General features: G+C 69.3%; 12 protein-coding genes and 3 pseudogenes. 10 read left to right on the top strand and 5 right to left on the bottom strand.

The window, feature by feature from the left end; all coding sequences use genetic code 11:
* The first annotated feature begins 1028 nt into the window (after positions 1-1028).
* The 3 genes and pseudogenes from ABFX55_RS00605 to ABFX55_RS00600 all read left to right on the top strand — a co-directional run bounded on the left by ABFX55_RS00605 (position 1029) and on the right by ABFX55_RS00600 (position 1942).
* Positions 1029-1577 carry a bifunctional UDP-sugar hydrolase/5'-nucleotidase gene (locus tag ABFX55_RS00605; RefSeq protein ID WP_346116549.1) on the top strand — a complete coding sequence of 183 codons (549 nt, stop codon included), beginning with the start codon at positions 1029-1031 and terminating at the stop codon, positions 1575-1577.
* Positions 1568-1768 (top strand): annotated as a pseudogene (locus ABFX55_RS49630) (hypothetical protein); the annotation flags it as partial. The gene ABFX55_RS00605 and the pseudogene ABFX55_RS49630, both read left to right, overlap by 10 nt.
* 51 nt (positions 1769-1819) lie before the next feature.
* Positions 1820-1942, top strand: a complete 123-nt coding sequence (locus ABFX55_RS00600) for a hypothetical protein (RefSeq protein WP_346116548.1) — start codon at positions 1820-1822, stop codon at positions 1940-1942.
* A 51-nt stretch (positions 1943-1993) separates the two neighbouring features.
* Here ABFX55_RS00600 and ABFX55_RS00595 read toward each other — a convergent pair whose 3' ends face one another.
* Both ABFX55_RS00595 and ABFX55_RS49625 read right to left on the bottom strand, forming a co-directional pair.
* The gene (locus tag ABFX55_RS00595; protein WP_346116546.1) at positions 1994-2389 is read right to left on the bottom strand and encodes an ACT domain-containing protein; all 396 of its coding nucleotides are present in this window, start codon (positions 2387-2389) and stop codon (positions 1994-1996) included.
* A 39-nt stretch (positions 2390-2428) separates the two neighbouring features.
* Positions 2429-2518: pseudogene (locus tag ABFX55_RS49625) on the bottom strand (fasciclin domain-containing protein); the annotation flags it as partial.
* A 229-nt stretch (positions 2519-2747) separates the two neighbouring features.
* On the opposite strand from ABFX55_RS49625, the gene ABFX55_RS49620 reads away from it, so the two are divergent.
* The 3 genes from ABFX55_RS49620 (at position 2748) to ABFX55_RS00580 (ending at position 4590) form a co-directional block, all read left to right on the top strand.
* Positions 2748-3005: a hypothetical protein gene (locus ABFX55_RS49620; protein WP_428834753.1), complete on the top strand. Its 258-nt coding sequence runs from the start codon at positions 2748-2750 to the stop codon at positions 3003-3005.
* Positions 3006-3269: 264 nt separating this feature from the next.
* Positions 3270-4013 (top strand): alpha/beta fold hydrolase, encoded by a 744-nt coding sequence (locus tag ABFX55_RS00585; protein ID WP_346116555.1) that lies wholly within the window; start codon positions 3270-3272, stop codon positions 4011-4013.
* A 142-nt stretch (positions 4014-4155) separates the two neighbouring features.
* Positions 4156-4590 carry a nitroreductase family deazaflavin-dependent oxidoreductase gene (locus ABFX55_RS00580; RefSeq protein WP_346116544.1) on the top strand — a complete coding sequence of 145 codons (435 nt, stop codon included), beginning with the start codon at positions 4156-4158 and terminating at the stop codon, positions 4588-4590.
* Positions 4591-4661: 71 nt separating this feature from the next.
* On the opposite strand, the gene ABFX55_RS00575 is transcribed toward ABFX55_RS00580, so the two are convergent.
* The gene (locus ABFX55_RS00575) at positions 4662-4763 is read right to left on the bottom strand and encodes an alpha/beta hydrolase (protein ID WP_346116543.1); all 102 of its coding nucleotides are present in this window, start codon (positions 4761-4763) and stop codon (positions 4662-4664) included.
* A gap of 96 nt (positions 4764-4859) precedes the next feature.
* On the opposite strand from ABFX55_RS00575, the pseudogene ABFX55_RS00570 reads away from it, so the two are divergent.
* From ABFX55_RS00570 to ABFX55_RS00560, 3 genes and pseudogenes are all read left to right on the top strand, one after another.
* Positions 4860-5069, top strand: a pseudogene (locus ABFX55_RS00570) (response regulator transcription factor); the annotation flags it as partial.
* A 216-nt stretch (positions 5070-5285) separates the two neighbouring features.
* Positions 5286-5726 (top strand): VOC family protein, encoded by a 441-nt coding sequence (locus tag ABFX55_RS00565; RefSeq protein WP_346116553.1) that lies wholly within the window; start codon positions 5286-5288, stop codon positions 5724-5726.
* 73 nt (positions 5727-5799) lie between these two features.
* Positions 5800-6207: a Cif family virulence factor gene (locus ABFX55_RS00560; RefSeq protein ID WP_346116541.1), complete on the top strand. Its 408-nt coding sequence runs from the start codon at positions 5800-5802 to the stop codon at positions 6205-6207.
* Between the two features lie 8 nt (positions 6208-6215).
* Here ABFX55_RS00560 and ABFX55_RS00555 read toward each other — a convergent pair whose 3' ends face one another.
* Positions 6216-7091: an NAD(P)-dependent oxidoreductase gene (locus ABFX55_RS00555; RefSeq protein WP_346116539.1), complete on the bottom strand. Its 876-nt coding sequence runs from the start codon at positions 7089-7091 to the stop codon at positions 6216-6218.
* Positions 7092-7427: 336 nt separating this feature from the next.
* Between ABFX55_RS00555 and ABFX55_RS00550 the strand changes: the two genes are divergently transcribed.
* On the top strand, positions 7428-8426 hold the full coding sequence (locus ABFX55_RS00550; protein ID WP_346116537.1) for a hypothetical protein: 999 nt from the start codon (positions 7428-7430) through the stop codon (positions 8424-8426).
* A gap of 228 nt (positions 8427-8654) precedes the next feature.
* Here the strand turns inward: ABFX55_RS00550 and ABFX55_RS00545 are convergent, their stop codons facing one another.
* Positions 8655-9476: a helix-turn-helix domain-containing protein gene (locus tag ABFX55_RS00545; RefSeq protein WP_346116535.1), complete on the bottom strand. Its 822-nt coding sequence runs from the start codon at positions 9474-9476 to the stop codon at positions 8655-8657.
* Between the last annotated feature and the right edge of the window lie 40 nt (positions 9477-9516).

Raw genomic sequence — 9516 nt, 5'->3', positions numbered from 1 at the left:
TCGTCTCGGCGATGCGCCTGTGCGCGGCGGTCAGCGTGGGCTCGACCCCGCGGATGCGGGTCAGGATGGGTGAATAGTTCTCTGCGGGCTCGGCCATGGGAGGAATTTCCTCCATTTCACTCCAACATGTCAATAGTTCACACTGACTGACCTGGCCTTCACTCCTTGGCGATGTGAATAATTCCCCTGAACGATCACACTCGCGAGAGTCTTTACTTCCAGGAGCGCGCGTGTCTACGCTCGCCCCCGACAGAAACCCCCCGAAGGGACGCACAATGCGCAACCTGCTCGCCGCGCTGCTGCTGGGCGGAACAGCCCTGCTGCCCGTCAAGGCCGACACAGGTCGACATCCAGTACTCGGAATCAACGACTTCCACTCCTCGCTGCCCTCGGAGCGTCGCCATGACCCCCCGAGGGGCCCCCGTCGAGGCGGGCGGAGCCGAATACCTCGCGGCGCACATGGACCGGCTTCAGCGCGACAACCCCACGGGCACGCTGAGGCTCGCGGCCGGCGGACAACATCGTCAACAGCCCCCGTCGGCAGCCGTGATGCACGACGAGCCGGGGATCACGGCGCTGTCCCTGATGCGTCTGGACGCCTCCAGCGTCGGCAAACCACGAGTTCGACCGCGGCCTGGCCGAGTTGCGCCGGCTGGAGAGAACGGCGTGCTGCCACCCCATCGACGGGTGCGGCGTGAAGGGGTTCAAGGGCGCCTCCTTCCCCTACCTGGGCGCCAACATCATCGACACCACAACGGGTCGGCCCGCCTTCGACCCCTACATCGTCAAGGAGGTGAAGGGCGTCAAGGTCGGCGTCATCGGGGGTGACCCACAAGAACTCTCTGTTCGAGGCGCCCCTCTCCCACCGCGCCCCTGCAGGGCCGCGACGAAGCCGAGACGGTCAACGCCTACGTCGGCGAGCTCAAGGCCAAGGGCGTGCACACACATCGTCGTCCTGCTCCATCAGGGCGGCGGGCAGACCGGCGGGGGCCTGCCCAACCAGTGCAACAACCTGGCAGGACCGGTGAGTGAAGGACATCGTGGCGAGGTTCGACACCGAGGTCGACGCCGTGTTCTCCGCCCACACCCACAACGCCTACAACTGCGTGATCAACGGTATCCCCGTCACCCAGACGTCGGGACACAGCCGCGAGGTCACCCGCGTCAACCTCACCGTCGACCGCGCCACGGGCAACCCGGTCGCGGCAGAAGGCGGACAGAACATCACCGTCACCCATGACATCAGGCCTGACATGCGGATCGCCGCCCTGCGCCGCCAGACCGACGAGCAGGCCCACCAGCTGATGAACCGGCCCGTCGGCATGATCGCCCGCGATCTCACGGCGACCAGGAAACGCCGCGGGGGAGTCGACGATCGGCCACGCCCTCGCCGACGCCCGTCTCGGTGCGACCTCCTCCCCCCGAGAAACGGCGGCGCCCAGATCGCCGTCCAGCCCCCGTACGGCGGAGGCATCGGCGGCGATCTGTGGGTCCTCGCCCACCGGCAACGACCTGCCCAACCTGGTCACCCACGGCGAGGCGATGCGTGTCCAGCAGTTCGGCAAACATGCTGGTGACGATGACTCTGACTGGAGCCCAGGTGGAGCGGTTCCTTGAGCAGCAGTGGTGCGGACAGGGCACCGCGCGGGGTCCTCGGTGTCCTCGAAGGGCCTCACCTTCACCTACGACAACGCCAGGCCGACCTGCGACAGGATCGACCCGGCGACCATCAAGCTCGACGGCGCCCGTCGTCGACCCGGCGGGCAAGTATCGCGTCACGGCCAACTCCTTCATCGCGAACGGCGGTGACGGCTTCAGTGTGCTGACCGAGGGAACCGAGCGGGTGGAGAAGGTCCGCGACATCGAGGCCCTCGAGGCGCACATCCGCTCCTCCAGCCCTCTCCAGCCCCCGGCGCTGGGCCGCATCACCCGCCTGAACTAGCGCGCCGCCGCCCGTCTGCCACGCGCGTGCCAGGCGGGCGGCCGCCTCCGGCTAGCCGTCGGCCGACTGCAGATGCCTGGTGTCCACCCGATGGCCCGCCTCTTCCAGGACGGCGACCGCCATCCTGGCCCTCTGCTCGGGCACGAGAACCAGGTCGGCGTGGTAGGTCGAGGCGACGAAGACCGGGATCGCCGCCTCGGCCAGCGGGCCCACGATCGCGGCGAGCATGCCGGGGACGTCGAGGTCGTGCGCCGTGGCGCCGCCGTACAGGCCGATCCAGCGCTCGCCCGAACCGTTCGGCCAGGTCTCGCGCACGACGGTGAGACCCTCGGGGGCGCGCACCAGCGCGATCCACTCGTCATCCTCGGGGAAGGTCGCGTGCGGCAGGTGGTCCACGGCGAACACCGACGGCACGACCTGCAGGCGCTGGGCGATAGGCGAACTCATGGAACGTGTGTACCAGATGCGCGGGAGGCGACGGCGGCGTCACTCCGGCATGAGGACCTTGTCGATGACGTAGACGGTGGCGTTGGCGGTGGGCACGTCGCCGCAGACGACCTTGGCCTCGTTGACCGTGTAGTCCTGGCCCCGAGCCCTTGGCGGTCAGCCTGCCGCCCTCCAGCGTGGTCAGCTGCGCGTCGGTCAGGTCGGAGGGGGCCTTCTTGCCGTCCACCCACGTGGTAGGTCAGGATCTTGGTGAGCGCCGCCTTGTCGGCCAGCACCCCGGCCAGGTCCTCCTTCGGGATCGCGGCGAAGGCGTCGTTGGTCGGCGCGAAGACCGTGATGGCCTTGGGCGGAGTTGAGTGTGTCGACGAGCCCGGCCTTCTTCACCGCGGTGACCAGGGTCGACAGCTCCGGGTTGGTGGAGGCCGCGGTGGCCACAGGCTGGTCGGCGATCGCGGTGAGGCTGCCCTCACCCGAGGCGGGGACCGACGAGCACGCCGGCCCGAACGGCTCGGCGGCCGCGTGCGGAGACGCGGACGCGGAGGTGGCGCCGGCCAGCGAGGTGGCGAGCGTCATTGCTGCGGCGATGAGGATGCCCTTCATGGTGTTCTCCCATTGATCGTGATGAAATGTCTCCTCAACCCGGCTATTCGCTCCATATCGGGCCGCAGGCCGCCTGATCTGCCCCAAGCTTTCGCAAAGCGCGCATCCTCATCGCGTCGCGGGCCTCGTTCTCGTCGCTCCGGGCGGGCTCGTGCCGATCTTCCGTAGGAACCGGTCCGGCGGTACGGTCGAGCGCATCGCATCGCAGGGGCGCCGCTCCACCGTGCAAACGTTGTTGTCTCCGACAACCTCGATCCCAAGGAGGGCACCCGCCTTGTACATGCGGGAAACCGGTAATGCCGCTGGTCCTGTCCTGCTGCTCATCCACGGCGGCGGCGTGGCCGGGTGGATGTGGGAGAGGCAGATCGACCACTTCGGACCGGGCTATCGCGTTCTCGTGCCTGATCTTCCCGGTCACGGCCGCAGCCATGACGTGGCCTTCACGACAAGCGCGGCGGTTGTCGCCGAGCTCGCCGCCCACCTCGGGCAGTTCCCTGCCGGCACGGACATCACAGTGGCAGGTTTTTCGCTCGGCGCGCAGCTTGCGCTCGAACTGGCCGCATCCCATCCCGAGGTGGTCACACGCGTGGTCATCACCAGCGCGCTGACTCAGGGCATACCGTTGCCGAGCCTGAGCCACTGGTTCGTCAGGCTCACCGCACCGCTCGCCCGGCAGACCTGGTTCGCCAAGCTCCAAGCGAAGTCGCTGTACATCCCGGACGATCTCCTCGACGACTACATCCGCACCTCGAAGACCCTGCCCAGAAAGAGCCTGATCGCGCTGACCCGGGCCAATGCGGAGTTCCGCACGCCATCGGCCTGGCGCCGGTTCCCCGGAGCCGTCCTGCTCCTGGCCGGAGCGAAGGAACCACGAGCACTTCGAGAGGGAATGCGGCAGCTCGACCGTGACCACTCGACGAGCGAGCTGATCATTCACGAGCACGCGGGCCACGGATTGCCGCTGCAATACCCCGAGTGGTTCAATGCGCGCATCGAAGGCTGGATGTGCGCCAACCTCGCATGAACCGCCGAGATCGTCCGGAGTTCACGATGGGGTCGATGCACCACGGCGTCCGCTGAGGGAGAGAACTCTACGTTTATCCAGTTCGAGGCGGATGCGCGACGAAAAAGGGGCGGATGTGGGGAAATCAGGAGAGGATGTCCGGATGGATCCCACAGACAGCCCGGTTGGCTGGGTCGCCAAGCACATCCAGGAGTACATCGAGACCGACGGGCGCAAGGGACATCGGCGGTGGGGGGTGACGACACTGCTGCTCACCACGCGCGGGCGGGTGTCGGGGCTGCCCAGGAGGACCGCGCTGATCTACGGCACGGACGGCGAGCGGCTGATCGTCGTGGGGTCGAACGGGGGCGGCGAGGAGCATCCTGCCTGGTACCTCAACCTGCTCGCCGATCCCGCCGTAGAGGTGCAGGTGGCGGCCGACCGGTTCACGGCCAGGGCGGTGGAGGCCGAGGGGGAGGAGCGCGAACGCCTGTGGGGCCTCATGGCGGAGCTCTGGAAGGACTACGAGCGGTACCGGACGAAGACCAGCAGGCGGATCCCGGTGGTCATCCTGGAGCGCGTGCCGGCCGGCGGATGACACCTCCTACGCGGTCCGCCCGTCTTCATACCGGACGCTGACGGCGTGCCGACAGGCCGGCGCCGCCAGGGTCAGCAGGACGTGTCGGTGGCGGGCAGGACGCCGTCGGCCAGGTAGCGGTTGACCGCGTCGTCGACGCAGCCGTTCCTGGGGGCGAAGAGCCCGCCGTACACGGTGTGGCGGAAGGCGCCGCGCAGGGTCACCAGACGCGAGCCGGTCAGGAGACCTTCGCCTACCAGCTTCCCACCGGCGCGGCCGGGGCGAACGCCGAGCGGCTGCGGCTGCTGACCCAGCGCGAGAGGGAGGTGCTGGTGGAGGTGGCGCGCGGCTTGTCCAACATCGAGATCGCCGAGGCTCTGCAGGTGGCGGAGGCGACGGTGAAGACGCATCTGGGGCGGATCCTGACCAAGCTGGAGCTTCGCGACCGCGTGCAGGCGGTGGTCTTCGCCTACGAGACCCGGCTCGTCGTCCCAGCCTGATCTACTTTGTAAAGGCGTCGGGCCGGTTCGGCGGCCTGGTGGCATGTGTCCGCTCCGAAAGTTGGACGATCACCTGCCAACAGTTGAAGCCGCCGCCCCTGGACTTCGACGGCGGGGGGCGCGAGTGTAGGGGGGGGCGATCCCCCCCTGGCACCAGCAGCCCCGGTGGCGTACACAGGTCACCGGCATCGAGGGGGAGGATCCCAGGCCGTGGACATGAAGCTCGAGGTCGTGGTGGTTCCGGTCGCCGACGTGGACAGGTCCAAGAATTTCTACAAGGCCCTCGGGTGGCGGGAGGACGCCGACGTCGCCGCCGGAGACGGCTTCCGGGCGGTGCAGCTGACTCCACCCGGCTCCGGGTGCTCGGTCATCTTCGGCACCGGGGTCACCTCGGCCGCGCCGGGTTCGATGCAGGGTCTGTACCTGATCGTCGACGACATCGACGCGGCACGGTCCGAGCTCATCGACCGCGGGGCCGACGTGGGTGAGGTGTTCCATGACGCGGGAGGGGCGCTGCCCGAGGCGGGGACCGGGGGGCGACGGGTCTCCGGCCCTGCTCCAGACCGCCAGAGCTACTTCTCTTTCGCCTCGTTCAGCGACCCCGACGGCAACGGCTGGCTGCTCCAGGAGGTCACCACCCGTCTTCCTGGCCGGTGAGCCCGAAGCCTGAGCTGGTGGCCCGCGCACCGGATTGACCTTCACATTGATGTGACGCCTTACGGTCGCCGGCATGGAAACGAGAGGTTCAGCGCGCGGACGGCCCGCGATGACCCGTGCCGACGCCGCAGGCGTCCTCAGTGAGCTGCTCGGCCGCTGGCAGCGGGCCTTCGACCGGCACCGCGCGAGCGAGATCGCCTCGCTGTTCAGCCAGGACGCGCTCTTCCAGGGGGTCAGCCCACGTCTGGGTCACGGCCCGGAGGACGTCTTCGCCTACTACGACGCCGTCACCCCTGGTGCGACGGCCCACGCCGAGGTGCTGTCCGCCGCGTGGCTGGGCCAGGCGATCGTGCACGGGTTCGCGGACGTCACCTTCACCATGCCCGGCGGTGCCATCCGCCTGATCCGCCTGTCCGTCGTGGCCGGGGGAGGGGAGGGCGGCTGGCTCATCCACCACTACCACGCGGCCACCCGCGAGTGACCGGCAGGTCACGGCTTCCTGAGAACCTCGACCAGGGCGGAGATGCTGTGGTCGCCGTGGCCCGCCTCGACGGCCCGCCTCAGCAGGTCGTGGAAGGGGGCGTGCCAGGCCACGTCGACGCCGGCCTCCTCACCGAGCTGTTCGTCATAGGCGGCTCCCTCGAGGAAGAGGTTCACCGTCGACATCGGCTTGGTGTAGTCGCCGCTGTCGATCTCCTGAGCGAAGACCGGCAGGATGGAGTTGATCATTTCCAGCCACTTGACGGTGAACCGTACGAGCGTGCCGGCCTCCAGTCCTCGCGCCTGCACGACGGCGGCGCCCTGGAAGAAGCCGACGAGCGCCGGCAGCAAGGTGCCTCCCACCGCCATCTCGTAGAGGGCGGCGAGGTCGCTCTCCTCGCCGAGATGGACCGTGTCGCCGCCCAGCACTCTCAGCGTCGTCTCGTACTCCGCGAAGACGGACCTGTCGCCGCCGTAGTACAGGAGGGTGTCCGGCTTGCCCACGGCCGTAGGCACGTTCTTGATCGCCCCGTCGAGGAACCTGGCGCCGTGCCCGGTCGCCCATGCGGCCATCTCCCTGGCGCCGGCGGGGGAGCCGCTGTTCAGGGTGACAAGGGAGCGTCCGGCCAGCGCGGCGGCGGCCGGTTCCAGTGCCTCCCGCGTGTGGTCGTAGGTGGTCAGGCAGGCGATGACCAGCGGGCTTGCGGCGACAGCGTCGGCGATCGCCGTCTCGTGGCGTGCGCCCCTGGCGACCAGGGGTGCGGCCTTGCTCGCGGTCCTGTTCCACACCGTCGTGGGATGTCCCGCCTCGATGAACGCCTCGGCCAGCGCCGTACCCATCGAGCCGAGCCCGAGGACGGTCACCGGCGTGCGGTTGTCGGTCATGTGATGCTCCAGTCCGAGTCGTCAGTGACGTGCTCGTCCATGCTGGAGGGATAACAGACATTTTCTCAAGTACCTACTATTTCAGCAGGTACGTACATTTATGTTCGTATAGCGTCGGCGAACGGCTGCGCAGTGACCCCCGCCCCAGGCGACGCCTTGGTCCGGCACGGCGGTGGCCGAGTCCTCCTGCCGGACTGAGGTGCTCGAAGTCGGTGAGCAGCGACAGCGCGACCTGGGAGCGATTCGCCTGCAGAAGGGGTCCATTGGTTCCGTCGTGGGCTGGGTCCGGCCAGCGTGTTGCGCTCAATCGATCACCACGGGGCTAGGCTCCTCCTCATGCGTGCGATCAACACGTTTTTGGCGATCACCTGTCTGGCGGTGGCGGGCTGCGCCGCAACGGAGAAGTCCGCCGTGCCCGGCGACGGGTTACGTGAGGTCATGGGCAGACTCGCCGCCGACGGACCCGGCGCGACCTACCTCGACTACGGCGACATGGCCCACTGGCGCAAGCTGGGCGTGGTCACCGACGAGGGGCCGGGCAGCGACCGGCGCTGGCTGACGGCCGTGGGATTCGGCTTCGGGGACCTGAGCGCGCGCATCGCCATCCTGCCCGAGCGGACAGAAATCAGGGCGTTCGCCGCCGACAGGGCGGTGTCCGCAGGCGTTCCGCCCAACACCGCGATCAGGGTGGAGGGCGGCCTCGACGCCGCGGCCATCCGGGAGAAGCTGACCGGGTACGGCGCCAAGCCCCGCACGATCGGCGGACGGGAAGGGCTGACGTTCGCCCCCGACCACGAGATCAGCAGGACCAGGCTGACCACGGAGCTGGGCCTGGTGACGCAGCTCAACCAGGTCGTGGTGACGGACTCCGCGCTGGTGGCGGGGTCGGCGGCCGCTCCAGTGGCCGCCATGCTGGACGCCGGCGGCTCCTCCCTGAACGACAGACCCGAGCACGCCGCCGTCGCCGAGTGCCTCGGCGACGTGGTGACCGCCACCGTGTACGCGCCGCGTCAGCCTTCCGGCGTCAGCCTGTACGGCGTAGGCCTGCGCCGTCCCGCCAAGACGAGCGACCAGGCGGTCAACGTCGTGTGCGTGCTGCCGCGCGTCGCCGAGGTCGTGCAGACGTTCACCTCCAGGTTCGTCCTGCAGGCGCAGGCAGGGGGCAAGCCGCTGGCGCAACTGGCCGACAGGATCGAGCACGACGAGGTGCGCTCGGGGGACCTGGCCGTACGGCGGGCCACCGTGACCGTCAAGCGGGAAGCCCCTGTGGCGCTGGCCCACCAGATGGTGCTGCGAGCCGAACTGGAGCGACTGGCCGATCCCGGCGCGCCCTGACCGGAAGGGCTATACCGCGCGGCACCCGTCCCTGCCGGTCGGCGGGGCCTGCGTTCCCTCGCCGGCGGCGGAGCGGAGGGGCGCTCGCCTGCGTCGTACCCCTGGCACGGTCAGCGGGGCGATCACCGCGACCGCATCATCGCCAGTACCGGCGGCTCGCCTCGGGCGCGGCCGTTCAGCGCCGCGCACACCCGGTCGACCCGGGGGAGTGGCTGAGCATGGGCGGGGTCATGTCCGCATGACGGACGCGAGGAGCGCCAGCTTGTCGGCACTGTCGGTGCCGGGGTCCGGGTGGAGGACGACGAGCGTCTGGCCTGTCGCGCCGCTGACGCCCAGTCTCTCCCGGTTCAGCCACAGGCCACCGACCTGGGGGTGGCCGATGTGCTTGGGTGCGCCTTCGCACGTGTTCACGTCGTGGCGGGCCCAGAGCCTGCTGAAGCGAGGGCTGGCGAGGGACAGCTCGCCGACGAGTTCGATGAATCGGGGGTCGTCCGTGTCGGTGCCGACGGACTCACGGAAGCCGGCGACCATGCCCTGCGCGGCGTCCTCCCAGTCCGGGTAGAGGGCCTGCTCGGCGGGGTCGAGAAACACGTCCCGCAGGCGGTTGCCCCCCGCCACGAGTCGCGGCGACAGAGCGGTCGCCAGCGCGTTGGCGGCGAGGACGTCGAAGTAGCGGCCTTCCACGTACGCGGGGAGCGGAAGCGTGACGACGAGCTTGGCGACGCCTGGAGGGACGGTCTCCTTCCGGGGACGCCGCCGTCGCCGCCGGGGTTTTCCCGCCCCGAGGCGTAGCAGGTAGGCCGTTGCGTCGTCGTCGAGCTGCAGCACGCGGGCGAGGGACTCGAGGACCTGCGCGGAGGGGTTGCGGTCGCGGCCCTGCTCCAGGCGCAGGTAGTAGTCGGCGCTGATGCCGGCGAGCATCGCGACCTCCTCCCGGCGCAGGCCCGGCACGCGCCGTACGCCCACGGAGGGGATGCCAGCCTGTTCAGGAGTGACGAGCTCCCGGCGGGCGCGTACGTAATCGCCCAGAAGGTTGGCTTCGTCGCTCATGTCCCCACTGTAATTCGGGCACCTTCGTGCGTGCCTGGTC

Origin of the sequence: Nonomuraea roseola, assembly GCF_039535395.1 — a bacterium.
Classification (GTDB): Bacteria; Actinomycetota; Actinomycetes; order Streptosporangiales; family Streptosporangiaceae; genus Nonomuraea; species Nonomuraea roseola.
Note: the sequence above shows the minus strand (reverse complement) of the source record. Positions and strands in the feature narration are given on the sequence as shown.

Bases quoted from the DNA above. Each gene is read 5' to 3' on its own strand.
- ABFX55_RS00555 (WP_346116539.1), bottom strand. From the start codon at position 7,091: ATGACCGACAACCGCACGCCGGTGACCGTCCTCGGGCTCGGCTCGATG.
- ABFX55_RS00585 (WP_346116555.1), top strand. From the start codon at position 3,270: ATGCGGGAAACCGGTAATGCCGCTGGTCCTGTCCTGCTGCTCATCCAC.
- ABFX55_RS00545 (WP_346116535.1), bottom strand. From the start codon at position 9,476: ATGAGCGACGAAGCCAACCTTCTGGGCGATTACGTACGCGCCCGCCGG.
- ABFX55_RS00560 (WP_346116541.1), top strand. From the start codon at position 5,800: ATGGAAACGAGAGGTTCAGCGCGCGGACGGCCCGCGATGACCCGTGCC.
- ABFX55_RS00580 (WP_346116544.1), top strand. From the start codon at position 4,156: ATGGATCCCACAGACAGCCCGGTTGGCTGGGTCGCCAAGCACATCCAG.
- ABFX55_RS00565 (WP_346116553.1), top strand. From the start codon at position 5,286: ATGAAGCTCGAGGTCGTGGTGGTTCCGGTCGCCGACGTGGACAGGTCC.
- ABFX55_RS00595 (WP_346116546.1), bottom strand. From the start codon at position 2,389: ATGAGTTCGCCTATCGCCCAGCGCCTGCAGGTCGTGCCGTCGGTGTTC.
- ABFX55_RS00550 (WP_346116537.1), top strand. From the start codon at position 7,428: ATGCGTGCGATCAACACGTTTTTGGCGATCACCTGTCTGGCGGTGGCG.